The 23,912-nt window shown below is 40.5% G+C and carries 24 protein-coding genes and 1 riboswitch; of the genes, 23 read left to right on the top strand and 1 reads right to left on the bottom strand.

Annotation, left to right across the window (positions count from 1 at the left end; genetic code table 11):
• Window positions 1-190: 190 nt before the first annotated feature.
• The 19 genes from AC0VZ9_RS20035 to AC0VZ9_RS19945 all read left to right on the top strand — a co-directional run bounded on the left by AC0VZ9_RS20035 (window position 191) and on the right by AC0VZ9_RS19945 (window position 19,208).
• Window positions 191-952, top strand: coding sequence for a segregation/condensation protein A (locus AC0VZ9_RS20035; protein ID WP_475396659.1), 762 nt, complete (start codon window positions 191-193; stop codon window positions 950-952).
• A 1-nt stretch (window position 953) separates the two neighbouring features.
• Entirely contained in the window at window positions 954-1,541 is a 588-nt protein-coding gene (gene scpB / locus AC0VZ9_RS20030; RefSeq protein WP_071157033.1) for an SMC-Scp complex subunit ScpB, read from the top strand.
• 119 nt (window positions 1,542-1,660) lie between these two features.
• Window positions 1,661-2,080 (top strand): hypothetical protein, encoded by a 420-nt coding sequence (locus tag AC0VZ9_RS20025; protein WP_019380351.1) that lies wholly within the window; start codon window positions 1,661-1,663, stop codon window positions 2,078-2,080.
• A 31-nt stretch (window positions 2,081-2,111) separates the two neighbouring features.
• Complete coding sequence (locus AC0VZ9_RS20020) at window positions 2,112-2,600, top strand: YpuI family protein (RefSeq protein ID WP_009332810.1); 489 nt, start codon at window positions 2,112-2,114, stop codon at window positions 2,598-2,600.
• 183 nt (window positions 2,601-2,783) lie between these two features.
• A complete protein-coding gene (locus AC0VZ9_RS20015) occupies window positions 2,784-3,674 on the top strand; it encodes a superoxide dismutase (RefSeq protein ID WP_071157035.1) in 891 nt (296 codons plus the stop codon).
• 224 nt (window positions 3,675-3,898) lie between these two features.
• Entirely contained in the window at window positions 3,899-5,050 is a 1,152-nt protein-coding gene (locus tag AC0VZ9_RS20010; protein WP_019380354.1) for a D-alanyl-D-alanine carboxypeptidase family protein, read from the top strand.
• Window positions 5,043-5,630, top strand: a complete 588-nt coding sequence (locus AC0VZ9_RS20005; RefSeq protein WP_019380355.1) for a nucleoside recognition domain-containing protein — start codon at window positions 5,043-5,045, stop codon at window positions 5,628-5,630. Before AC0VZ9_RS20010 ends, AC0VZ9_RS20005 begins: the two co-directional genes overlap by 8 nt.
• A gap of 7 nt (window positions 5,631-5,637) precedes the next feature.
• A complete protein-coding gene (locus tag AC0VZ9_RS20000) occupies window positions 5,638-6,174 on the top strand; it encodes a spore maturation protein (protein WP_009332806.1) in 537 nt (178 codons plus the stop codon).
• Between the two features lie 457 nt (window positions 6,175-6,631).
• The gene (gene rluB / locus AC0VZ9_RS19995; protein ID WP_019380356.1) at window positions 6,632-7,357 is read left to right on the top strand and encodes a 23S rRNA pseudouridine(2605) synthase RluB; all 726 of its coding nucleotides are present in this window, start codon (window positions 6,632-6,634) and stop codon (window positions 7,355-7,357) included.
• A gap of 184 nt (window positions 7,358-7,541) precedes the next feature.
• On the top strand, window positions 7,542-8,066 hold the full coding sequence (resA, locus tag AC0VZ9_RS19990; protein ID WP_019380357.1) for a thiol-disulfide oxidoreductase ResA: 525 nt from the start codon (window positions 7,542-7,544) through the stop codon (window positions 8,064-8,066).
• 19 nt (window positions 8,067-8,085) lie between these two features.
• Window positions 8,086-9,717, top strand: a complete 1,632-nt coding sequence (resB, locus tag AC0VZ9_RS19985; RefSeq protein WP_251264360.1) for a cytochrome c biogenesis protein ResB — start codon at window positions 8,086-8,088, stop codon at window positions 9,715-9,717.
• 12 nt (window positions 9,718-9,729) lie between these two features.
• Entirely contained in the window at window positions 9,730-10,911 is a 1,182-nt protein-coding gene (gene ccsB, locus AC0VZ9_RS19980; protein WP_009332802.1) for a c-type cytochrome biogenesis protein CcsB, read from the top strand.
• Window positions 10,912-11,611: 700 nt separating this feature from the next.
• Entirely contained in the window at window positions 11,612-12,328 is a 717-nt protein-coding gene (locus tag AC0VZ9_RS19975) for a response regulator transcription factor (protein WP_019380359.1), read from the top strand.
• On the top strand, window positions 12,325-14,109 hold the full coding sequence (locus tag AC0VZ9_RS19970) for an ATP-binding protein (RefSeq protein WP_251175099.1): 1,785 nt from the start codon (window positions 12,325-12,327) through the stop codon (window positions 14,107-14,109). Before AC0VZ9_RS19975 ends, AC0VZ9_RS19970 begins: the two co-directional genes overlap by 4 nt.
• Before the next feature lie 254 nt (window positions 14,110-14,363).
• Complete coding sequence (sigX, locus tag AC0VZ9_RS19965; protein WP_475396658.1) at window positions 14,364-14,915, top strand: RNA polymerase sigma factor SigX; 552 nt, start codon at window positions 14,364-14,366, stop codon at window positions 14,913-14,915.
• Window positions 14,890-16,158, top strand: a complete 1,269-nt coding sequence (locus AC0VZ9_RS19960; protein WP_475396657.1) for a hypothetical protein — start codon at window positions 14,890-14,892, stop codon at window positions 16,156-16,158. Before sigX ends, AC0VZ9_RS19960 begins: the two co-directional genes overlap by 26 nt.
• Window positions 16,159-16,376: 218 nt before the next feature.
• Window positions 16,377-17,276: a LysM peptidoglycan-binding domain-containing protein gene (locus AC0VZ9_RS19955; RefSeq protein WP_251266916.1), complete on the top strand. Its 900-nt coding sequence runs from the start codon at window positions 16,377-16,379 to the stop codon at window positions 17,274-17,276.
• A 69-nt stretch (window positions 17,277-17,345) separates the two neighbouring features.
• Window positions 17,346-18,158 (top strand): histidinol-phosphatase, encoded by an 813-nt coding sequence (locus AC0VZ9_RS19950; RefSeq protein ID WP_071157041.1) that lies wholly within the window; start codon window positions 17,346-17,348, stop codon window positions 18,156-18,158.
• Window positions 18,159-18,289: 131 nt separating this feature from the next.
• Window positions 18,290-18,461, top strand: a riboswitch (FMN riboswitch).
• 162 nt (window positions 18,462-18,623) lie between these two features.
• Window positions 18,624-19,208, top strand: coding sequence for an ECF transporter S component (locus AC0VZ9_RS19945; RefSeq protein ID WP_009332794.1), 585 nt, complete (start codon window positions 18,624-18,626; stop codon window positions 19,206-19,208).
• 145 nt (window positions 19,209-19,353) lie between these two features.
• Here the strand turns inward: AC0VZ9_RS19945 and AC0VZ9_RS19940 are convergent, their stop codons facing one another.
• Window positions 19,354-19,602, bottom strand: coding sequence for a ferredoxin (locus AC0VZ9_RS19940; protein ID WP_009332793.1), 249 nt, complete (start codon window positions 19,600-19,602; stop codon window positions 19,354-19,356).
• Between the two features lie 260 nt (window positions 19,603-19,862).
• Between AC0VZ9_RS19940 and AC0VZ9_RS19935 the strand changes: the two genes are divergently transcribed.
• The 4 genes from AC0VZ9_RS19935 to AC0VZ9_RS19920 are packed head-to-tail and all read left to right on the top strand — an operon-like array spanning window position 19,863 to window position 23,836.
• A complete protein-coding gene (locus tag AC0VZ9_RS19935; protein WP_019380366.1) occupies window positions 19,863-20,921 on the top strand; it encodes a YpbB family protein in 1,059 nt (352 codons plus the stop codon).
• On the top strand, window positions 20,918-22,417 hold the full coding sequence (locus tag AC0VZ9_RS19930; RefSeq protein WP_475396656.1) for a RecQ family ATP-dependent DNA helicase: 1,500 nt from the start codon (window positions 20,918-20,920) through the stop codon (window positions 22,415-22,417). The genes AC0VZ9_RS19935 and AC0VZ9_RS19930 overlap by 4 nt, the downstream gene beginning before the upstream one ends.
• Window positions 22,418-22,423: 6 nt before the next feature.
• Window positions 22,424-23,047 (top strand): CPBP family intramembrane glutamic endopeptidase, encoded by a 624-nt coding sequence (locus tag AC0VZ9_RS19925; RefSeq protein WP_019380368.1) that lies wholly within the window; start codon window positions 22,424-22,426, stop codon window positions 23,045-23,047.
• Between the two features lie 54 nt (window positions 23,048-23,101).
• A complete protein-coding gene (locus tag AC0VZ9_RS19920; RefSeq protein WP_071157048.1) occupies window positions 23,102-23,836 on the top strand; it encodes a LysM peptidoglycan-binding domain-containing protein in 735 nt (244 codons plus the stop codon).
• Window positions 23,837-23,912: the final 76 nt, after the last annotated feature.

Genomic DNA, 23,912 nt, shown 5'->3' with positions numbered 1-23,912 from the left:
TATTTCCATACATCGTATGTAGGCAATTGCCTGAATGATTGGGCGCATCAAAAAAATTTGAAAATGAAATTGGGGGCATTCCGGACATCAGGGTTATTTTTCTATTGGATAACATTAATGAATAATCTATACTAGATATAGTCTTTTGGCGTTTAACGGAATCAATATTAGGAAAATTTGGTGGGTATTTATGCAATATGATCATTATAACGTAAAAATAGATGCGTTCGAGGGGCCGCTGGATCTCCTTCTTCATCTTATCAATCGGCTGGAAATCGATATCTATGACATTCCTGTATCAGAAATAACCGAGCAATACCTCATTTATATACATACAATGAAAGAGCTCCAGCTTGACGTAGCAAGCGAATATCTTGTGATGGCAGCTACACTGCTGGCTATTAAAAGCAAAATGCTCCTGCCAAAGCATGAAGAGGAAGAGCTGGAGGATGAATTTGGAATGGAAATGGAGGAAGATCCAAGAGATGAACTTGTAGAACGGCTGATTGAATACCGTAAATATAAGGAAGCTGCAGAAGAGCTTAAGGAGCGCGAACAGGATAGAAGTTTAATGTATACAAAGCCGCCTGCAGACCTTTCAGAATATGTGAATGATTCTCAGCAGGAAAAAGCTGATTTGAGTGTAAGTCTTTATGATATGCTTGGTGCTCTGCAAAAGTTATTAAGAAGGAAGAAACTGCAAAGGCCGCTTTCTGCGAAAGTTGCCCGTCAGGAGATTCCCATAGAGAAGCGGATGTCTGAAATTGTGGACCAATTAAGGAATTTTAAGGGGAGGAAAAAATTCACCGACCTTTTTCCAATATCAGACAGAGAACATATAGTGGTTACTTTCTTGGCGGTGCTGGAGTTAATCAAGCGCAAAGAAATACAGGTCGAGCAGGACAGAAACTTCTCGGATATCTTTGTAGCGTCCATGGAAGGAGACAAATAGTATGGAGATTATTAATTGGAAAGGAATTGCTGAAAGCCTTCTGTTTGCAGCCGGTGATGAAGGCTTATCCCTAAAGCAAATTGCCCATGTTCTGGAGGTGGAAGAACTTCAGGCCCGTGAAATCATGGACAGCCTTATTGAAGACTACAGCAATAGCAGCCGCGGAATTATGGTGGTTGAACTGGCAGGGACTTTTCAGCTGGTTACGAAAAAAGAGTTTTCTGCGTATTTAAAAAAGCTGGTAGAATCTCCATCGTCCGCTTCCTTATCTCAGGCGGCACTCGAGACATTGGCAATCATTGCTTACAGACAGCCTATTACAAGGACAGAGATTGAAGAGATAAGGGGAGTCAAGACAGAGAGGCCTCTTCAGACATTATCGGCAAAAGTACTGATTAAAGAAGTTGGACGGGCAGAAGGAACAGGGCGGGCCTACCTGTATGGAACGACTAAAGAATTCCTTGATTATTTTGGCCTTAAAAGCATAGAAGAGCTTCCGCCGCTCCCCGATAAGGTTAGTGAAGAAGAGGATTCCTTCCAGGAAGAGGCAGATTTATTCTTTGAGAAGTTCCAGGAGCTAGATTCTTGAGTTTTCTGACACATTACATAGGAAGTGTGGTAAAATAGATTTATATTTTTCCCTTTCCTTTTAAAACAGCTGTCATACATATCATCTTAAAACCGTCGGGGGAAATAGGAGGGTTTTGCTTGCTGATTAAACATTGCATTGGATACGAGCTTGAAAAAGAAAAGCCGAACACTTCGGAAGACTTTTTTAACAGAAGCGAGATTGTGTTCGAAGAAGATGGGCAGGAGAAAACTTTTCATGTTTTATATGTCCGTTTCTTTGATGAATCCATGAATGAGTTCACACCCTATGAACAGGACCCGGTCTTCATTGCTGGTTCGAGAGAGGTGCAGTTCAAGGATCTTGTTGCTCTTTCATGTTTATTAAAGAACCCGGGTTTTAGGCATCGCAAACGAATTTATCTTAACTCAAAGGCTGATTTTGCATCCTATTTTCAGGATCTGGACTTTTCCAAGCTTCCATCCATTTTTGAAGCGCTGGAGAATAAAAAATCCTTTGACCTGCGATCACCTTTAGATTTTATTGTTCAACCGCAGTAATAGCCAGTGTATAAATACGGGGGTGTAATGGATGGGGAATTCAATCGTTAAATCACAAATGGAAGATGTGAAAAATTTCCTCGGTAATAGCGTTGCCGCTTTTGAAGATTTCTTAAATAATACAACGATTAAAGATCTTGAAACAGAAAAGCAGGGAAATGTGAATTATTATAAAAGCATTCTTTCACATGTCAGAAAACTCCTGGTTTATTGTGAAGAAGGGCTTGATACCTGCACGATCATTTTAAAAAGTGAACCCTTCCAAAAGGGGGCTGCCGAAAAGACATTATATCGGATTTACCATCAGTGCATTGAAGAGTTTTTCTCTCCGAAAAATGATGCCTGGTTTGAGAATAGCCGTTCAGCATATACTGGAAAAAACTCAATCCAATTCCACGAGGAAGTTCCTGACAGCCTAAAAACAATGTTCAGGCAGCTGGAAGGAGAGTTCCAGCGGATTCGGGAGGAACTTGAATATTACGAAACCGACTACCGGACAAAAATGATTCAATCAAAATAGGAATGTTGAAGAACAGCAGGCGGCTGTTCTTTTTTTTGTGGGCGGGTTTACTGCAGTCTAGCGGGCAGTAAAAGATTGAAGTTTCACTTTATATGCAGGTTTCCAATTTTCTTTGGAAAACGTACAAACTGCCACTCATACAAATAGAAAGTGAGCTATAAAAAGAAGTGAGTGAGGGATTGTATGAGTAAAATGGAAGATTACATCAAGGAAGTTACAAAATGGAACAAAGAGCTAAGAGATTTCTTAGACTCGGAGGATGTTGAACAAAACAATGAACTGTGGCAAAGGCTGGATCATTTTACCGAAATTATGGATGGAATAAACGGTCCCCTCGATATTGAAGCCCTGGAAAAGCTGCAGGAACACGTAGATACTCTTCATTCCGATATGGAGAATTATTTTACTAATAGACAGCAGCTTGGAAATATCTATATCAATGAACCGTACATTTCTGCGGGTAAGCACTTTTTGCCTCCGCTCCCTTATGATTACAGTGCACTTGAACCGCATATCTCAGGTGAAATTATGAGACTGCATCATGATAAGCATCATCAATCTTATGTGGATGGATTGAATAAAGCAGAAGTGATGCTTCAAAATGCGAGAGACAATAATGACTACAGTCTCGTAAAACACTGGTCCCGTGAACTCGCCTTTCATGGATCGGGCCATTATTTGCATACGATATTCTGGAATAATATGAGCCCTGAGGGCGGAGGAAAACCTTCTGGGGCACTCCTCAAAGAAATTAACAAATACTTTGGGAGCTTTGAGAGGTTCAAAAACCATTTCACTGAAGCAGCCAAACAGGTAGAGGGCGTAGGCTGGGCAATACTGGTCTGGTCGCCAAGAGCGCGCAGACTCGAAATACTTCAGTCGGAAAGACATATGCTCTTAACCCAGTGGGATACGATCCCATTGCTGGTTTTAGATGTATGGGAACATGCATATTATCTGCAATATAAAAATAATCGTGGAGATTATGTGAAAAGTTGGTGGAATGTTGTCAACTGGAAGGATGTAGAAGACAGGTATTTAAAAGCATCTGAGTTAAAATGGAAGCCGTTCTAAATAGGAGAAGAAATAAGAAAAAGGGGAGTACCAAGAGTATTCCCCTCATTTTTGATGGACAAGCCTTTTCCAAAGCCGCCTGACAAGTCAAACTTAATAGTCATATCACTACTTGTCCTGCATAAACTTGTACAAATAAATGAAAAACAAGGAGCTCCTCTCTGCGGGGGGATCCTGTATTTCGCTCAATTTGACATTCCACAAAGGAGACGGGGTTTTGTGCAATGAAATGGTTTAGAAGGCTGATGGCCATGGTTTTGGCCACCGCGTTGATGGTGATGAATATTCCTCAGAAGGCAGAAGCGTCTGTTTCAGTAAGTGCCCGGAGTGCCATATTAATGGAGCAGGATTCTGGCCGTATCCTTTACCAGAAAGATGCAAATGAAGTGAGGAGAATAGCAAGTATTACAAAAATAATGACAGCAATTCTGGCTATAGAGTCCGGAAAAATGGACGACATGGTTAAAGTAAGTGAGCGTGCTGTCAGAGCGGAAGGCTCCTCGATTTATCTAAAGGCAGGCGAAAAAATTAAGCTTGAAGATCTAGTCTATGGACTCATGCTTCGTTCAGGCAATGACTCTGCTGTTGCAATCGCAGAGCATGTTGGCGGAAGTCTTGAAGGATTCGGCTTTTTAATGAATAAGAAAGCTGAAGAGATTGGCATGAAGAACACACATTTCGCAAATCCCCATGGTCTGGATGATCATGAAGACCATTATTCGACAGCGTATGATATGGCTTTGCTGACCAGGTATGCAATGAATAATGAGACATACCAAAAGATTGCTGGTACAAAGGTGCACAGAGCACCAAATCCGAATGAAAGCTGGGACAGGGTGTGGAAAAATAAAAATAGGCTCCTGACTGAATTATATGAGTATTGCACCGGGGGAAAAACAGGATATACAAAAAGGGCAAAAAGAACTCTTGTTACAACAGCATCCAAAGGCAGCCTTAATCTGATTGCAGTAACCTTAAACGGACCCGATGACTGGAATGACCATATTAATATGTATGAGACAGCTTTTAAAACCTATGAAATTGTGGAAGTCCTGCCCGAGGGAATTATAGATGATATTGATGAAGAATATTATAAAGGCAAAGTTTATTTAAAGCATCCCTACCACTACCCTGTTTTAAAAGAGGAAAAAGACAAGTTTAAGATTAATATAGAGCTGCAGAAACCTGAAACAGAGTGGAAAGACAGCCGGACAATGCCTGAAGTCATAGGACAGGCAACAGTGTATTTTGAAGATCAGCCTGTTAAAAAACTTCCTTTATATTACAAGCATGATAAAGCAAAAGAAGATAAATCGCTTTTAGAATACTTTAAGGGTCTTTTTACCTCCATTGCGGGAGTGAAGATCAATGGTTAATATCATTTGGGTAATGCTTACCGCTATAGGCATTGTCTTTGCCATGATAAATGGCACCATAAACGAAGTGAACGAAGCCATTTTCAATGGTGCAAAAGAAGCGGTCACGTTATGTATCGGTCTAATCAGCATACTCGTTTTTTGGCTGGGAATGATGAGAATTGCAGAGGATGCCGGATTGCTGAAGAAGCTTGCTTCCTTATTCCGGCCTCTTGTGAAAAGGCTATTTCCAGAGGTGCCGGGTGATCACCCGGCGATGGGATATATGCTGTCAAACATGATGGCCAATATGTTCGGTCTTGGAAACGCAGCTACCCCGCTCGGCATAAAAGCTATGGAAGAGCTGAAGCAATTGAATGGGGGCAAAAATGAAGCGAGCCGCTCTATGATTACCTTTCTGGCCATCAATACTTCAAGTCTTACTTTAATTCCTACAACCGTGATTGCAATACGGATGAATTATAATTCCGCCTCGCCAACTGATATTGTAGGTCCCACTTTAGTGGCTACATTCTGTTCAACATTGGCCGCAATAATGATTGACCGTTATTTCTATTATCGAAGAACGCGTAAAGGATGAGGTTAGGATGGAGATTGTGTCAGCTGTTTCCCTTTGGTTAATTCCTATTTTAATAGGATTTATATTAATATATGGAACATTTAAGAAAGTTCCTACCTATGAAAGCTTTACTGAAGGCGGAAAAGAAGGCATAAAAATTGCTGTATCCATCATTCCGTTTCTTGTCGGCATGCTTGTAGCCATATCGGTCTTCAGGGCTTCCGGCGCTCTGGAGTATTTTATGGATCTGATCAGGCCCGGACTAGATGCCCTTGGAGTACCTCCTGATATCGTGCCCCTGGCTATTATCCGTCCGATCTCTGGTACTGCAGCTCTGGGAATGACCAGTGATTTAATCGCTGTCCATGGTCCCGACTCGTTCATAGGCAGACTTGCCTCAGTGCTTCAGGGCAGTACAGATACAACTTTTTATGTACTGACGGTCTACTTTGGGGCGGTAGGAATCAAAAAAATGGGAGATGCCCTCAAAGTCGGACTCTTAGCCGATTTGGCAGGCATCATTGCCTCCATAGTGATTGTAACACTTGTTTTTGGAAATATGTAAAACAGAATGGAAAATAAAAGGCGTTTAATATAGGGTCTTAACGATGAGTCAGGTTGTTGCTATTTAACTGCAAACGAAGTTTAACCATCGGGCTGATTGGACTGGAGAGCACTTGATCCTCGAAAATGCATTCGTATTTTTTTCGTGCGGTGTAAATTCACAGAAGAAAATCCAATGTCCGGCGTGAGGAGGCTATCGTTCCTCTCTGCGGATTCACTAGCCGCAGCGGAAATCAGCGGATATCAGTTTAAAAACAAAACATCCTATTAATAAAAAGATACCTAATTAGGTGTCTTTTTTTATTTTTATCTAAATTCCAACATTCAGTAATTACAGACTATTTCTGATGCAAGCTGTTTTAACTATGGTTTGCTTTGAAAACTTGACGAATTATGTCATAATTCAGTAGGAGTGAAAAAGTATGAAATACTGTTAATAAAACTTTGAGGTGACATATATGGAAAGATTGCAGAAGGTTATTGCCCATGCTGGGTTTGCTTCGCGAAGAAAAGCGGAAGAGCTAATGGCTGAAGGCCGTGTAAAGGTTAATGGAAAAACAGTGAAGGAACTGGGAGTTAAGGTCTCTCCTTCAGATCGGATTGAAGTGGATGGAATTCCAGTTGAGAGAGAGGAGCCCGTTTATTTCCTTCTCTATAAGCCAAGAGGAGTAATTTCTGCCGTTTCCGATGATAAAGGCAGAAAAGTCGTCACGGATTTCTTTGAAGGAATCAAACAAAGAATTTACCCTGTTGGCAGATTGGATTACGATACATCCGGAATTCTCATTCTTACCAATGACGGGGAATTTGCAAATCTTTTAATGCACCCAAGCAATGAGATTGAAAAAGTCTACGTTGCCAAGATAAAAGGCATCCCTTCAAAAGAAAGCATGAGAAGCCTTCAAAGAGGAGTGGTCCTCGAAGATGGAAAAACAGCGCCTGCTAAAACCAAACTTTTATCAATGGATAAGAAAAAACAGACAGCCATTGTGGAAATCAGCATCCATGAAGGACGAAATCGCCAGGTTAGAAGGATGTTTGAAGCCATTGGCCATCCTGTTCTGAAACTGAAGAGGGAGAGATACGGCTATCTTACTTTGCAGGGTTTATCAGCGGGAGATGCGAGAGAACTTACTGCCCATGAAGTTAAACAGCTGCGGGCACTTGCTATGAAGAAGAAATAGTGAGCACAATAAAAATTCATAGAAGTGTCACAGTTACGATAATTTGTTAACAATATAGGTATGATGAAAAATGCTATAATAGTAAACAGCTATGAGGCTAAATTCTTTTTCCATATGTTACATATTAACGTATTAAAGGTACGATTTTTGATCTGAAAAGGATGCCTTAGGAGGGAAGTTTTTTATGAAGAAGCAGCGTCTGGTAATGAGAACAGTCATATTGCTTGTCCTTGGTGCTGCCGTGGCATATACGCTATACGCTAATTTTACGAAAGACAAGATTCAAAAGGTTGCTGTAGGAGAAAAGGCACCTGATTTCGTTTTGACAGACATGGATGGAAATAAACACCGGTTATCAGATTATGAAGGCCAGGGTGTTTTCCTGAACTTTTGGGGAACATGGTGCAAGCCCTGTGAGAAAGAAATGCCATATATGAACAACCAATACAAGCAATTTAAAGATGAGGGTGTTCAGGTTTTGGCTGTCAATGTAGGAGAAACAGATTTGGCAGTTAATAAATTTTCTGAGCGTTACGATTTATCTTTCCCGATTGTCATTGATAAGAATACCCAGGTTCAATCAGCTTACGGGATTAATCCTCTTCCTGCAACTTTCCTTATCGATAAAGACGGGAAGGTAGTCAAGTATATTACAGGAGAGTTGACTGAAGATACAATCAAGAACTATATGGAACAGATTAAACCATAAGTTACGGGGAGTTTTATATATGAAAGAAGTAAAATGCGACTGCGGCCATGTAAATCCCATAGGAACGATACTATGTGAGTCATGCGGCAAGGTATTGGAAGAAAAAGAAAAAGATAAGAAACTTCTGGATATGCGGTATGAAGGTAGTGCACGCCGTTCGCAAACCTATAACAAAACCATAATTGATAAAATATGGAATTTCTTCTCGTCTGTAAAGGTTGGAGTCTGGCTGATTGTCATAACGCTGATTGCTTCAGCCCTAGGAACGATTCTCCCTCAGGAAATGTATATTCCGCCGATCATGCCTGCTGAAGAATATTACGAAGATCAATATGGATGGATAGGCAAATTATACTATGATTTAGGATTCCATAACCTTTACAGCTCATGGTGGTATTTGATTTTGATTGCCTCAATCGGCATATCGCTTGTAATATGCAGTCTGGATAGGGTAATCCCTTTGTACAGGGCTCTAAAAAAACAGAGGGTAAGCCGTCATGAAAGCTATCTCCAGCGCCAGCGGGTTTTTGGGGTTTCACAGGCAGAAGACACTGATCAGGCATTTACTATGGCAAAAGAAAAATTAAAATCAAAGAAATACAGCATCAGAGAAGAGAATGGAAACATCCTTGCCGAGAAGGGACGTTTTTCAAGATGGGGCCCATACGTTAACCATGTAGGGCTTATCATATTTTTAATCGGCGGAATGCTGCGTTTTGTACCAGGCATGTACGTTGACAAAATACTCTGGATCCGGGAAGGCGAGACAAAGGTCATTCCTGAAACCAATGGAGAATACTACCTTAAAAATGATGGCTTCATCCTTGAAATGTACGATAAAGAGAAAGATAAAGAAGTGTTTGAAGAAGCGATCGATAAAGCAGGAATGGTAGCAAAAAATTATCAGTCCAATGTGACTCTTTATAAAAAACAGGGAGATACAGTTGCAGGGGAAGAGGCTGATCTCGAGAAAGTTAAGGATTTTGAAATTAAGGTAAATAACCCTCTGAAGTTTGAAAAATTTGCATTATACCAAGTAGATTACAAGCTTAATGAGCTTAACAAAATGTCCTTTGCCCTGACCAATAAAAAAACGGGTGAAGAATATGGTGATTTAACAGTCGACCTGAACGATCCTCAGGATGTATATGATCTTGGAAATGGCTATAAAGCTGAAGTTGTCAGCTATTTTCCTGATTTTGAATTTGATGAAAATGGGGAACCGATAACAAAGTCCAGAGTTCCTAATAATCCTGCCTTTGTTTTTAAAATGTTTACTCCGGATAAGCCAGATGGCGAAATTAGCTTCGTTGCAATCAGACAGACAATTGAACCTTTTGGTGATAATGAATATAAGATGGCATTTAAAGGCATAGATACTAAAAATGTATCGGCTCTGACTGTCCGAAAAGATTTAACCCTATGGATTATTGCATTGGGCGGTGTTATTTTCATGATAGGTGTTGCACAGGGGTCTTATTGGAACCATCGAAGAATCTGGCTGCGCCGTGTCAATGGAGAAGTATGGGTAGCCGGACACACTAACAAAAACTGGCATGGACTTAAAAGGGAAATAGAGGCAGCATTGGACGGAACCGGAATTAAGGTGCCGGAAGACCAGCTGCAAAATCAAAGTGAAAAGAAAGGCTAAGGAGGAATCTGAGTGGTTACAATAAGCAGCAATTTACTATACACAGCTTTTATCCTCTATTTAATTGCTACTGTCTTTTTTGCTGGCTCCATAAAGGATAAGAAAAATACAAACAAAGGGCCAAACAAATGGGCGGCAATCGGATTATGGATTACCATTATCGGGTTTGCTGCACAGTTGGGCTACTTTATTACGAGATGGATTGCAGCCGGGCATGCGCCTGTCAGCAATTTATTTGAATTTACAACATTCTTTGGAATGTCGCTTGTAGGTGCTTTTATAGTGATTTACTTAATTTATAAAACACCTATTTTAGGAGTCTTTACGCTTCCTGTTGCTTTGCTTATGATCGCTTATGCAAGTATGTTTCCGCGGGAAGTTTCACCCCTGATCCCGGCTCTGCAGAGTGATTGGCTTCATATTCACGTTACAACTGCAGCAGTTGGACAGGCTATTTTAGCTGTCAGCTTTGCTGCAGGAATTATCTATTTGGTTAAATCAGTCGATCAATCTAAGCAAAGCAAACAGAGATTCTGGCTAGAAGCCGTTATGTTTGGCTTGGTTTGTACACTTGGCTTTATTATTATAAGCTCAAGCTTTTCAGCTTCCGGCTACAAGGCCGAATTTAACTGGGTTGATAAAAACGGACAGGAAGATGTTCTTGAGTATCATATGCCCGCTTTAACAGGTCCTAACGAAGGAAAGCTGATTACGGAAGGGAAATTTGAACCGCTGGCGGAAATGCCTGCAATTATTAATGCAAAAAAATTAAATACAGTTATATGGTCATTGGCTTCAGGTATCATTTTATATCTTGCATTAAGATTGATTCTCCGAAAAAGAGTTGGAGCTGCGCTTCAGCCGCTTGCTAAAAATATTAATCTGGATTTGGTTGATGAGATCGGCTACCGTTCAGTATTAATCGGATTTCCGGTATTTACGCTCGGAGCGTTGATATTTGCCATGATATGGGCACAAATTGCCTGGACTCGTTTCTGGGGATGGGATCCAAAGGAAGTATGGGCACTTATTACCTTCCTATTTTATGCTGCCTATCTTCACCTTCGCCTTTCAAAGGGCTGGCATGGTGAAAAGTCTGCGTGGCTTGCAGTAATCGGATTTATCATTATCATGTTTAACCTGGTTGCGGTAAACCTGGTCATTGCAGGATTGCACTCCTACGCCGGATCATAACAAGAAAAGCGGAAGCCGCCTTGCTCACCCCCGACAAGCACAAGACGGGCCTCCCGGAAAGGCGTCCTTTGCCTTTTTGGGAGGATTACTCGAAATGTGGAGGCGACTGCCCTATCAACGTACGCAGACTAAGATCGCCACGTCCTGTGGCAACGTCTGCATGACCCGCATCCTGCGGGCCTCAGGCATAAGACGGTTCCTGTAAGAAGGCGTTCTTCCTTCTGAAAGGAAACGCCTTATGACCCCGAGTCCCTAGGAGCCGAAACAAGACAAGCTTGTGACCTCGAGGGGGTAGGCGCTGGAGTTAGACAGTTCTCAAAATTCAAAGATAATAATTCTGATATTAATCATACAAGCCTTCACTTCACAACAGTGAAGGCTTTAATTAAAGCTATAATTCTTCTGTGATTTTCTGCTCTATATTTACTATGTGTCACCGCGATTTGATTGGAGCGGAAGGTGAGAGATCCTCGAATATGCATCCGCATTTTCTTCGTGCGGTGTTCTTTCGAGGAAGCTCATTCAACGTCCTACGGGAGTAGCGTACCAGGGGAGACCCCGCAGACGCTAAGCGTCGGAGAATCCAGGCAGCCCCGTGTGTCGCTAAGTGCCTGCAGCGGAAATCAACGGGCAGAATTCTTTAGCTAAAATAGATTTTTGAGAAGAGCCATTTCTATTGAACGTTAGGGGGATTTGAAAAATGGAAAACCAAGTGAAAATTCTACTAGTGGATGATGAAGAAAGAATCCGCCGTTTATTAAAGATGTACCTTGAGCGTGAAAATTATTCGATTGATGAAGCGGAAAATGGAAACCAGGCTTTGTCAAAAGCTCTCGCAAATGATTACGATGTCATCCTTTTGGATTTAATGATGCCCGGCAAAGACGGCATTGAAGTCTGCAGAGAGCTGAGAGAGAAAAAAGCTACTCCTGTGATCATGCTGACAGCCAAAGGGGAAGAAGTTAACCGCGTACAGGGATTTGAAGTGGGCACAGATGATTATATTGTAAAGCCTTTCAGCCCGAGGGAAGTTGTGCTGCGAGTGAAGGCATTATTGCGCAGGTCTTCTAAAACTACCTACCTTCAAACAGAAACAACAGCAAAGGATGTAATTGTTTTTCCTCATCTAACGATTGATAATGATGCTCACAAAGTGTTGGCTGATGGAAAAGAAGTCAGTTTAACGCCAAAGGAATATGAACTTCTCTATTTCCTGGCAAAGGCACCGGATAAGGTTTTTGACAGGGAGCAGCTGCTTAAGGAAGTTTGGCACTATGAATTTTTCGGAGATTTAAGAACTGTCGATACACATGTGAAGCGCTTGCGTGAAAAATTAAATAAAGTTTCTGAGCAGGCTGCCAGAATGATTGTCACTGTTTGGGGAGTGGGCTACAAGTTCGAGGTAATTAATGAATGATGCTCTTTAGGAGTGTTGCAGGTAAGCTTTGGGGCACAATTCTTTTGTTAGTTTCCTTTGTACTGCTAATTTTAACAGTCATGCTGCTTGAGTTTTTTGAAAATTACCATATAAATGAAACAGAGAAAGGATTATCAAATACAGCCCATAAAATAACCAGAATTTTAAAAGAGCATAATCGTGAAGTCGGTTTGGAGATCTCCTGGGAACTTGTCGACGATGTTACAAAAGTAGTCATTATTAACTCGCCGAAAGAGTACTACTATTCTCCAAATCATACAGGTTCATTAAAACTCCCTATCTCCTACCTCACCGAGGAAGATGATTTAAAAGAAGTCCTCACGGAAGATAAGACTGTAAAAAAAGTAACATCCGTTAATCCTGAGTACACAGATGTAGCCGCAGATGATGACAGCAAGATTCTTATAATTGGGGTCCCTCTTGAAGGGGACAGCAGCAATGGGGCCGTCTTTATCTATCAATCCATTGAAGTCATGCATGAAACACTGCGTTCAACGACTAAATTTATTTTGCTGGCTGCAGGAGTTGCCATTATCCTAACAACCATCTTTGCATTTTTCTTATCGACAAGAATTAATGCTCCGCTCAGAAAAATGAAAGAAGCTGCCTTTGAGGTAGCAAGAGGTAAATTCGACACAAAGGTTCCGATCCTGACTAATGATGAGGTTGGCGAATTAGCCATGGCTTTTAATCAAATGGGCAGACAGCTGAAATTCAATATGAATGCTCTAAGCCAGGAAAAAGAACAGCTGGCAAGCATTCTAAGCGGGATGGCTGATGGGGTAATCACCTTCAACCGGGATGGCACGATCCTCATCACAAATCCTCCTGCAGAGCGGTTTTTGCAAAGCTGGTTTTATGAACTGGATGACATTGAGAATAATACAGAGGAAGTGCCATCCAAAGTCATGGAGCTTTTCCAGCTTGCTGTTAATACCGAGAAGGAGCAGATCGGAGAAATCTCTATACAAGGACGTTCCTGGGTGATAATCGTAAGCCCTCTTTATAATAATAAATATATAAGAGGAGCGGTTGCGGTTATCAGGGACATGACGGAAGAGCGTAAGCTTGATAAGCTCCGGAACGATTTTATAGCGAATGTTTCTCATGAATTAAGGACGCCGATTTCTATGATGCAGGGATATAGTGAAGCGATTGTCGATGATATTGCCGGAACGGACGAAGAGAAAAAAGAGATGGCAAGTGTCATTTATGATGAATCCCTGAGAATGGGCCGGCTTGTGAATGAATTGCTGGACCTTGCCAGAATGGAAGCCGGACATATTCAGCTGACAATGGAAGAAACTGAAGTGAATTCCTATCTGCAAAGAATTATCAGGAAGTTCCAGGGGCTGGCAAAAGAGAAGGAAATTAGTCTGGAACATGATCTGCAAAGCAAGGGTGTCCCTATTCAAATTGATCCGGACAGAATTGAACAGGTTATGACTAATCTGATTGATAATGCCATCCGGCATACCCCTCAGAATGGAGAGGTAAAAGTGCTCGAGAGAAGTGATGAACGGGGACTGTTTATCGAAGTGAGAGATTCTGGCTCAGGGATTCCTGAAGAAGACCTGCCGTTTGTATTTGAACGCTTTTATAAAGCGGACAAAGCAAGAACGAGAGGCCGATCTGGAACTGGCCTTGGCCTTGCAATTGCAAAAAATATAATTGAAGCTCATAAAGGACATATTACCGTTCAAAGCAAGACCGGACACGGTACGACATTTTCAATCTTTATCCCTCGAAATGAAGGATAAAGGCGAGAAATGTGGCGATTGTTCTTGATACACGGGAAACAATTTGTCATAGGCTTAGGGAAGGAGATGCATAAAGTTTCCTTCCCTTTTTTTTGAAATATAGTTCTAATCAACAGGCCGGGCGTTTTTGAAGGCAAGGGAGTAATCCTGCACCCAAACAGGCTCTTGCGCTTTTCTGCAAAATAATAATATAGTTAAACTGTAACTTTTTTTAGAGAGAGAACGACTATTTTATTGAACGGGGAGGGGAATCCATGGACTCCGTTTTTGATGATCTTTATAAAAAATACCATCATGACGTTTTTCAATTTCTATTTTATATGGTCAAAAACAAGGAACTGGCTGAGGATTTAGTCCAGGAAGTCTATATAAGAGTATTAAAATCATATGAAAAGTTTGAAGGGAAAAGCAGCGAAAAAACATGGCTCTTTTCCATTGCGCGGAATGTTGCCATAGATTCCTTTCGCAAGCAAAAGGGCTGGAAGCAAAGGATTATGGAGAAATTTGACTGGTCAACTCAGGAGGTAAAGGATGAACTTCCCTTGCCGGAAGAAATTGCCCTGCAAAGAGAAGAAATTCAGCTGATCTACCGCAGTCTGGATTTATGCACCATTGACCAGAGGCTTGTCATAATTATGAGATATATACATGAACTCAGCATTAATGAAACAGCTGATGCACTTGGCTGGTCCGAAAGCAAGGTTAAAACAACCCAGCATCGTGCCTTAAAGGTGCTTAAGAAACATATGGAAGATTTTAAGGTAAAGGAGGGAATGGATAATGAAGGAATCAAAGTGGAGCGATGAGCAGCTTCAGGAATTGCTGAGACAGTTGCCTAAAATTAAAGATGATCGTGATCCGAGAGACATTTATCAAGCCATCGAAATTAAGATGGGAAAGCAAAAAAACAAAACATGGATCCTGCCATCTATCGCAGCGGCTGCTGCATTGCTCCTGCTTTTTATTCTCGTCCCAAACCTTATGAGCTGGCAGGAGTCTGCCGATAAGCAGGTCGAATCGAAAGCGGACCAAACAACCTCATCTGAACAAATAACAAGTGAAAATAACACTTTTCTGGAAGCAAAAGAGGAAGACTCTGAATTAATTGCTCAAGAGAAAGGCTCAGAAGAACAGGACCAGGCAGAGCTGTCCACTGAGCCGGAAGCGGAAGCGGAAGTAAATGATGAGGAGATAAGCCAGAAGACGGTTGCATCAGAATCTAGCCCTACTGCCGTTTATGAAGAAGATTTGGCAGGGAAAGAGGTACTGACTTATGCGATTCCAGATCAGGCGGCACAAAATATTGTACCCGTCAGTGTTTTAGTTGATGAAAATCCTGCCAGGACGAAATTTGAATTATTTGAAGACACGATGGGCAGGCTGACCGAAGATGAATGGGGTTTAGAGGATTACTATCCTCTGAAAGCAAATTTCACCTATGATCAGGGAAATAAAATGTTAACTGTTGATGTGCCAGCGGATCATCCATATAGTATGTCTTCCACGACAGAATTACTTTTAGAGAAGGTCTTGTCCAATATAATGAATAATCTTGATATTGAAAAGATTAACCTCATGACTGAAGGGGAAATCGGCATTGAATTTAGCCATTACGGATATAGAGAGGAATTTATCCCGGAAAATAGCAATGGTAACTTAATTTATTATTTCTTATATCCAAATGGCGCAGATTCAACACCATTCCTGGTCCCGCTAAGAGAGCAGCTCAACTCTATAAAAGATGCTCTAACAGCTATGAAGCAAAACCGGACTGAAAATAATTTACAGGCATCCATACCAGAAGACATTGATTTTGAAACAGAAGAAATACAGGATGGCAAACTCTTAATCCGTTTTAATAATGAATCAGAAATAATTGATGATGAATCAACACTTCATGCGATTGAAGCAATACTTCTGACGGCAAAAGACTTTGATTTTGACACGGTTAAATTGGAAAATGCAGATGTTGATAAAATAGGCAAGTTTGACCTTACAGAAGAATTAAAAGTACCAATAGCAGCGAATAAACGAGATTTGCCAAATTAGAGAGGCGGCCCATGTGGCTGCCTTTTCTTTTTTCAGGGATAAAAATCCCTCAGGTCTGCATAAAAACTATGCTGCTGGAAGTATACTAATAACTGTGCTTTTAAGAGCTTTATTATTAATTGTTCTAAAAGAGTACAAGCTGTCATAGGGTGAAAGAGAGTGCGGTCACTGAAAGGCACTCGTACGGATATTTCAGCTGACAACATAGGAGGAAAAGAATGAAGGATTACATAAGACGTTTCTTTATCGCAGGAATAATGGCTCTTTGTGTGAGTCTGTTATTTCTGGGAGGGAAGCATTCTAAAGCTGCCGAGCCAAAAATTCCGGAACTGACAGAGCATTGGGTATGGCCTGCAGATGGTGTAATTACAGACACGTTTGGGACAAGAGAAGGACAGCATAAAGGCATTGATATAGCTGGAGATTCCGGGTCTCCAGTTTATGCTGTTGACGCAGGAATTGTGTCCAGGTCTTATTATTCCCAAACATATGGAAATGTGATATTCATTAAACATAACAATCAAACTGAAACAGTATACGCCCATCTGGATAAACGCTTTTCTGCTGAAGGAGAAAGTGTTGGGCTGGGACAGAAAATCGGACTGATGGGAAGCACGGGTGACTCCTCAGGGGTGCATCTCCATTTTGAAATACATACGCAGGCATGGACAGCTGATAAAATAAATGCAGTTGACCCTTCTGTTGCATTTGGGATGGGAGAAGTTGGACAAGCTGTAAATGCAGTGATGAAAGATGAAAATGCGCGTGAAGTTTCAGCGCGGCCATCTAATTTTGAGTCAGGGAAAATAAAAAATGGTTTCGAGGAAACTTACCATATAGTTAAAACAGGGGAAACATTATGGTCCATTGCTGCACACTATAATTTGCGGGCCGGGGAAATTGCGGATTTAAATAATATTAATCCTGATCACATTTTTTCAGGTCAAAAACTATTGATAAAACCCGTGAAATCTTTACAATACACTGTTAAACAGGGAGATACTCTATCTTCTATAGCAAAAATGCATGATACAACGGCAGAAACAATCAAAAAATTAAATAATGCTGATTCAGATACAATAAAAATTGGACAAATTCTAATCATTCGCAAAAAATAGAATAGAAATGATTGCACCGCTTTACTCCCTTAAAGTATAATGGGTAAAAAAACTGGGGGAGTTTGAGAAATGCTTACAGACTATCATAATCATCTCGAAAATGGCACGTTGAGCCTGGATTATTTAAGAAAATTCACAGATGCTGCAGCCCGGAAAGGCATTGAATCTTTTGGAATCTCAGAGCATGCATATCATTTCTATCAGACAGCAGACATCCTGCAGAATTCATGGGTAAACGAAAGGCGCTTTTATGATATGAAAGACTATGTGAATGTTTTTCATGAAGCGTGGAGCAATGACATAGATGTGAAGATGTCAATTGAAATGGACTACACGCCAGGCAAACACCGTGAAATGGCGAAGTTTATCAATAGTTATTCTTTTGACTATGTTATTGGATCCATTCATTGGGTTGGAGATTTCGGCATAGACCTGGCTGAATTTAGGAAAGAATGGGACAAAAGGGATTTATATGATGTATATCGTAAGTACTTTGATCAGGTGGTCACTCTGGCTCAGTCAAATTTATTTGATATTGTTGGCCATTTAGACCTCGTGAAAATTTTTAAATATGTTCCCCAGGACGAAGAATTCCTGCTGGAGCAATATGATCGTGCAGCCAATGCGCTGGCAGAATCCAAGACATGTGTTGAAATCAGCACGGCTGGTCTGCGAAAACCAGTGGGGGAACTATACCCGGACAAACGGCTTCTTCAGAAATGCTATGATAAAAATATCCCGATTGTTCTTTCGTCTGATGCACACTTTCCTGAACATGTAGGTGCAGATTTTGAAAAAGCAATTGATCTTGCAAGAGAAGTGGGGTATCAGTCCATCATGACATTCTCAAAAGGAGAAAGAAAGGAATTTCCGCTTGGATAATATAAAGGATGGCATATTGCCGTCTTTTTTTGTTATATCGATAAAAATCTGTAAGGCTCTCGGTTAGAATAAACATATCCCTTCACAGAATAACTTTTTTTCAGTATAATTAATTTGTATAAATAAATACGGTCTATCTTCGGGGCAGGGTGAAATTCCCGACCGGCGGTGATGGGTCATTCTTGACTCTAAGCCCGCGAGCCTGAAAGCAGAGTTTTTGAAGAGAAACCTTTGCGGTTAATTTGGGCAGGATTTGGTGCGATTCCAAAGCCGACAGTACAGTCTGGATGGGAGAAGATGGAGGTTCTGCAGACGTTCAAAAAATGCAGGTTTTGAACGTTATTAAGCGTGCCTTTGCAACTCTCCCTCAAGTTATATTAGCTTGAGGGTTATTTATTGCGAAGACATTTGCTTAGCTGAACCTTTCTTCTTTAGGAGAGATAGTCCTTAAAAGGAGAGAGGAACATGAAAAAACTTAATATCAAAACCATGGTTGCCATCGGAATGCTGAGCAGCATTTCTTACGTATTAATGCTTCTCAATTTTCCAATCCCGCCGTTTCCGCAATTTCTGATGATTGACTTCAGTGATATTCCTGCATTAATCGCTGCGTTAATTTTTGGGCCGGCAGCAGGGATTTTGGTGGAACTTATTAAGAATATTCTTGACTACTTCATGACAGGGAGTGCAACAGGAGTACCTGTTGGGCATATTGCAAACTTTGCCGCAGGCATTTTGTTCGTCCTGCCGACTTACTATATGTACAGCAAGCTGAAAACAAAAAAGGGCATGACGTTTGGACTTGTTATCGGCACAATGGTTATGGCTGTCATAATGAGTGTGCTTAATTACCTTGTAATACTGCCGGCATATACTTTCTTCCTTAACTTCCCTGCAATGTCAGCACCTGAAATGAGAACTATGATTGTGACAGGGATTTTGCCATTCAATATTATAAAAGGTTTAATCATTTCATTTGTTTTCATGCTTATTTTTACACGCATGAGAACTTGGGTGGAGAAGCAGGCTGTTATAAAAAGCGCAGCTTAATAATATATAAGTTTAAAGCAGCGGCAAATGTGCCGCTGCTTTTTCTATTCACTCCATTTAATCTTGTTAAATGTTAACATAAAAAACTCCCTTTCATGATGAAAGGGAGCAGCAGCTTAACAAAGGGTAAAGTATGGTTGAAGGATTATTCGTATTTAAGCGGATCGCCATCAAAAGCATCATCAGCTACTTTAATTGAATCGGTTGGGCAGCCTTCAAATGCATCCATCATATCATCAACTAATACATCAGGAATTTCAACGATACCCTGGTTATCATCAAGGGTAACGAAAGCGATGCCTTCATCATCATAATCATAAATGTCCGGTGCAGCTGCGCCGCAAGCTCCACATGCAATGCATGTTTCTTTGTCAACAATTGTATACTTTGCCATGAAAAAAACCTCCCAAGATTTAAACAATTAATCGTCCATCAAGATGATGGTAACACATTCCTCACATCTATTGTAAAACTGAATGTTCAACTTTTCAATAGAAAATGTATTGAGAATGCTTATCACACAAGGGTTTAGGCATAATTTACCCTGTGAATAAATAATTAAAACGGCCTGCCGATTTCTTTCATGATAAAATGGAAGAAGGGCAACAAGCTTCTTAAAACAAGAAAAAAATCTTTGGCCGTAAGGTGAAAAAAATGGAAAGATCTTATTTAAAAACTATAATAATGTACTGTATTAAAGAATTACAGGGACAAAGAACTATATATTCTATTTTACATTTGCTCAATGGAAAAAAATCTTCCCAAACCATTCAGGATGCTCATTTATTTCAGCTAACCCCGCTTTTTAGAACATTTGGAAGTTTAAGCCGGGATGTTCTGGATCAACTTGCACAAGAAATTGTAAGCAAAAGCTGGATGACTCCAACTGATGAAAAGCATTACATTTTGACTTCAGATGGTAAGGAAGAGCTGGAAAGGTCTCTTTTAGAATGTCCAATACCGTCTTCATTAAACGGATGGCTGTATCATAGTGCAGGTGACCTGTTTTGGGAGAGGATTACTCTTTTAATCCAGGTTATATCACATTTAAATAATAACAATGTAAAATACCTTCCTATTCAAAGAAAAAGAGATGTTCACGAATGGCTGAAATACTTTTTGAGAACATCTGGATTCGCCCGCAATGAAGTAGGAAGTGTGCTAAACAGGGAACTTTGCCAGTGCCTTGAAAGACTAAGTGATATTAATCCTGCTGTACTGACATTGAGGCTGACAGGCTATAACCGTATTGGCCTCACTGCTGTTCAGACTTCAGAACAGCTGGGAATCAGTCATGATTATTATCACCATCAGTTCCTTGGAGCCATTCATCATATCCTTGCAAGCGTAAGAGAAAATCCTGACGAATATCCGCTTATCGATAAATTAGTGAGCGGGACAGGAAATGAAGTTCAGCTAACGTTGTCTGCTCAAAAAACATATACACTGCTAAAACAGGGACTGGATTTGGATGTGATCGCAAAAACAAGAAACTTGAAAAAAAGCACAATTGAGGATCATGTTGTGGAGGTAGCGTTAAATGACAGCGGTTTTAATATCACAAGTTATGTTTCAGAAAAGAAGCAGAAATTGATTCTTCAAGCAGCGAACAGTGCTGATTCATTGCAATTAAAGCAAATACGTCAAATGGTGCCGGAATCCGATTATTTTGAAATCAGATTAGTCATGGCAAAGCTTGGAGAGGGACAATGAGATTAGAAGCGCTATTACAGAGCAAATTTGGATTTTCTGCCTTTAGACCTGGACAAAAGGAGATCATTGAATCTGTGCTTTCAGGGAGAAATACTGTTGCCATGCTGCCTACAGGTACAGGTAAATCCCTATGTTATCAGCTGCCGGGATATATGATTGAAGGTCAGGTGATTATTATATCTCCTTTGCTGTCCCTTATGCAGGATCAGGCTGAACACCTTATGATGAATGGGGAAAAAAAGGTGATTGCATTCAATTCCTTTTTAACCCGCGGAGAAAAAAAACAGGCATTGATTCATCTGAATCAATATAAGTTTATCTTTATTTCACCCGAAATGCTTTATTATGAGTCAGTACTATCACAGTTGAAGAAATTGCGCATTGCTTTATTTGTTGTGGATGAAGCTCATTGTATTTCCCAATGGGGGTATGATTTCAGACCCGATTATTTAAAGCTGGGGGAAGTCAGGAAAATTATAGGGAACCCGGTTACTCTGGCATTAACAGCTACAGCTACCGCTGAAGTTAAAGCAGATATAAAAAAGTCACTTGGCATACTGGACTGCAGCGAATTTATATACTCCGTTGACCGTCCTAATATTGCATTATCTGTAGAAAGGTTAGAGAATTTCCGTGAAAAAACAGAGAGACTTGTGGAGCTTGCTGAAATCCTTCAGGGCCCTGGAATTATTTATTTTTCCAGCAAAAAAATGGCGGAACAGTCAGCTGAGCTGCTTAGGGACAAAGGAGCCAAAAGAGTGATGGCTTACCATGGGGGAATGGACCAGGAAAGCCGTATCCTTGTGCAGCAGCAGTTTATTCATGGGCAGCTCGATCTTATTTGTGCTACAAGCGCCTTTGGCATGGGGATTAATAAAGATAATATCAGGTATGTAATACACTTTCATATGCCTCTTCAGATTGAATCCTATTTGCAGGAAATTGGCCGGGCAGGGAGAGATGGAAATCAAAGTATAGCCATTATGCTCTATGCACCGGGTGATGAGCAGCTTCCCATACAGCTTGCAGAAAGTGAATTGCCTGACAAAGCACAAATTGATTGGATTAAGGAATGGATAGAAGAAAACCCAAATGCGATCCAGAATATTGGTCCTTTTGAAGAGCAAATTAAGCAGCGTTCCGGTTTGACCGATGTTCAGTGGCGAATTTTTAATGATTTTTTTGAAAAGAAAAGCAAATCTGGATTCGATTACAGAAGGATTCTGCAGGAGATGAAGGAGTATTATGAAGGCAGAATCAAACTGAAAAGGGATAGCATTGAGGAAGTATATAAGTGGATCTACAAGAAGACATGCCGGAGAGAGAGTATACTTTCCTGCTTTGATGAGGAAAAAAATGCCTCAGTCCCATCCTGCTGCGATATTTGCGGTTTGCAATTGGAAAATTTCTTAAGGAATACAAATTCAGATAATCAGGAAAGCCTGCTGTATGATTGGAAAAATCATCTGGAATACCTCCTGATTCCAAGTGAGTGAACCAAAATGAGGAAAAGATACGCGGACATTATTAAGGAATTGACTGACAAGGAACTATTATTCCATCTTTATCTTACTCAGGTGCTTATTTTATCCATTTCTTTGATACTAAGTATTATATTGTTTAATAGTTTTGGGGAGTTCCAAGCTCTTTTTGAATTCAATGATATAAACATTTTTGTAATTGGAGCGGCGGCAGGAGCTGCAGTTGTCCTGATTGATATCGTGTTGATGAAGGTTCTCCCTGAAGTGCTGTATGATGATGGAGGATTAAATGAGAAAATCTTTCAGAATCGCAGTTTTATCCATATTGCTTTTATTGCGGCTGTGGTGGCGTTTAGTGAAGAACTTCTATTCAGGGGAGTCATTCAGACCCATTTCGGCCTTGCTATTTCCAGTCTTATTTTTGCGCTTGTTCATTATCGATATCTTTTTAATTGGTTTTTGTTTGTAAATATTATTACATTAAGCTTTTTAATAGGTTATATTTATCATATAACCAATAATTTGCTTGTTACGATTGTTATGCATTTTCTGATTGACTTTCTTCTTGGTATTCTTATTCGAAAACGTTACCTGAAAAAAACTATAAGGAAAGCTGAAGAGGACAATTCAATTAACGATCATTAACAGCAGCACACAAAATATACTTCTTATGATTTTTATTACAGGAAGGGATGAAACATGAATAAAGAAGACCCTTATAGAGATCAAGCTGAAAGACTCCGTAAGAAGATTGACCGAAAACAGGAAGCGGAATATAGCGGGCAAAAATCCGCTTTGCCGCCACGGAGCCGTGTTCACCAGGAAAAAAGGAAAAAGAGTAAATGGAAGGTTAAATACCCAGTTATTCGCCTGCTTGCTTTATTTTTTATCCTTTTGCCCATCACCATTTTCAGTATATATCAATATGTAAGTAGTGATAAAAGCATTAATGCCGGGTTAAATGCAGAAAATGAAGAAACCGGTTCTGAAACGGTCGTTTTTGCCACAAATGATGAAGGGGAAGGGACAACCATAGAAGTAAGAGAAGAGCCGGAATCCCAGGAACCTGAGAAACCTGAAAAAGCTGAGGGCGTTCAAGTAAAAGAAGATGCCAAAGTCCAGCAGGAAAAAGAGGCCTCTCAAACGACTGATAAAGAAGATAAAGGATCTGAATCCAATTCCAAAAAGCAAGCCCAGCAAACAGCACCTGAAAGTACAGACTCTTCCAAAACTGCCGGGAAACAGGAACAGGAAGAATTAAAAACGGAAGGCAAAGTTGTTTACCATACGGTCAAACCAAAGGAAACAATTTTTAGAATTGCCATGACCTATTATAAATCCCAGTCGGGAATTGAAAAAATAAAGCAAGCCAACAATTTGCCGTCGAATGAAATACAAACGGGCCAGGTATTAAAGATTCCGCTTGAGCAATAGAAGGAGCGGAAACAGGTAAGGCAGCGGCCTCTCTTTCTTAGTCATATAATAATGGACAGGCTCATACATTATTGAG

The organism is Cytobacillus sp. QJM3NY_8, from assembly GCF_056173585.1.
Note: the sequence above shows the minus strand (reverse complement) of the source record. Positions and strands in the feature narration are given on the sequence as shown.

Bases quoted from the DNA above. Each gene is read 5' to 3' on its own strand.
- AC0VZ9_RS20035 (WP_475396659.1), top strand. From the start codon at position 191: ATGCAATATGATCATTATAACGTAAAAATAGATGCGTTCGAGGGGCCG.
- scpB (WP_071157033.1), top strand. From the start codon at position 954: ATGGAGATTATTAATTGGAAAGGAATTGCTGAAAGCCTTCTGTTTGCA.
- AC0VZ9_RS20020 (WP_009332810.1), top strand. From the start codon at position 2,112: ATGGGGAATTCAATCGTTAAATCACAAATGGAAGATGTGAAAAATTTC.
- AC0VZ9_RS20015 (WP_071157035.1), top strand. From the start codon at position 2,784: ATGAGTAAAATGGAAGATTACATCAAGGAAGTTACAAAATGGAACAAA.
- AC0VZ9_RS20010 (WP_019380354.1), top strand. From the start codon at position 3,899: ATGAAATGGTTTAGAAGGCTGATGGCCATGGTTTTGGCCACCGCGTTG.
- AC0VZ9_RS20005 (WP_019380355.1), top strand. From the start codon at position 5,043: ATGGTTAATATCATTTGGGTAATGCTTACCGCTATAGGCATTGTCTTT.
- AC0VZ9_RS20000 (WP_009332806.1), top strand. From the start codon at position 5,638: ATGGAGATTGTGTCAGCTGTTTCCCTTTGGTTAATTCCTATTTTAATA.
- rluB (WP_019380356.1), top strand. From the start codon at position 6,632: ATGGAAAGATTGCAGAAGGTTATTGCCCATGCTGGGTTTGCTTCGCGA.
- resA (WP_019380357.1), top strand. From the start codon at position 7,542: ATGAAGAAGCAGCGTCTGGTAATGAGAACAGTCATATTGCTTGTCCTT.
- resB (WP_251264360.1), top strand. From the start codon at position 8,086: ATGAAAGAAGTAAAATGCGACTGCGGCCATGTAAATCCCATAGGAACG.
- AC0VZ9_RS19975 (WP_019380359.1), top strand. From the start codon at position 11,612: ATGGAAAACCAAGTGAAAATTCTACTAGTGGATGATGAAGAAAGAATC.
- AC0VZ9_RS19970 (WP_251175099.1), top strand. From the start codon at position 12,325: ATGATGCTCTTTAGGAGTGTTGCAGGTAAGCTTTGGGGCACAATTCTT.
- sigX (WP_475396658.1), top strand. From the start codon at position 14,364: ATGGACTCCGTTTTTGATGATCTTTATAAAAAATACCATCATGACGTT.
- AC0VZ9_RS19960 (WP_475396657.1), top strand. From the start codon at position 14,890: ATGAAGGAATCAAAGTGGAGCGATGAGCAGCTTCAGGAATTGCTGAGA.
- AC0VZ9_RS19955 (WP_251266916.1), top strand. From the start codon at position 16,377: ATGAAGGATTACATAAGACGTTTCTTTATCGCAGGAATAATGGCTCTT.
- AC0VZ9_RS19950 (WP_071157041.1), top strand. From the start codon at position 17,346: ATGCTTACAGACTATCATAATCATCTCGAAAATGGCACGTTGAGCCTG.
- AC0VZ9_RS19945 (WP_009332794.1), top strand. From the start codon at position 18,624: ATGAAAAAACTTAATATCAAAACCATGGTTGCCATCGGAATGCTGAGC.
- AC0VZ9_RS19940 (WP_009332793.1), bottom strand. From the start codon at position 19,602: ATGGCAAAGTATACAATTGTTGACAAAGAAACATGCATTGCATGTGGA.
- AC0VZ9_RS19935 (WP_019380366.1), top strand. From the start codon at position 19,863: ATGGAAAGATCTTATTTAAAAACTATAATAATGTACTGTATTAAAGAA.
- AC0VZ9_RS19930 (WP_475396656.1), top strand. From the start codon at position 20,918: ATGAGATTAGAAGCGCTATTACAGAGCAAATTTGGATTTTCTGCCTTT.
- AC0VZ9_RS19925 (WP_019380368.1), top strand. From the start codon at position 22,424: ATGAGGAAAAGATACGCGGACATTATTAAGGAATTGACTGACAAGGAA.
- AC0VZ9_RS19920 (WP_071157048.1), top strand. From the start codon at position 23,102: ATGAATAAAGAAGACCCTTATAGAGATCAAGCTGAAAGACTCCGTAAG.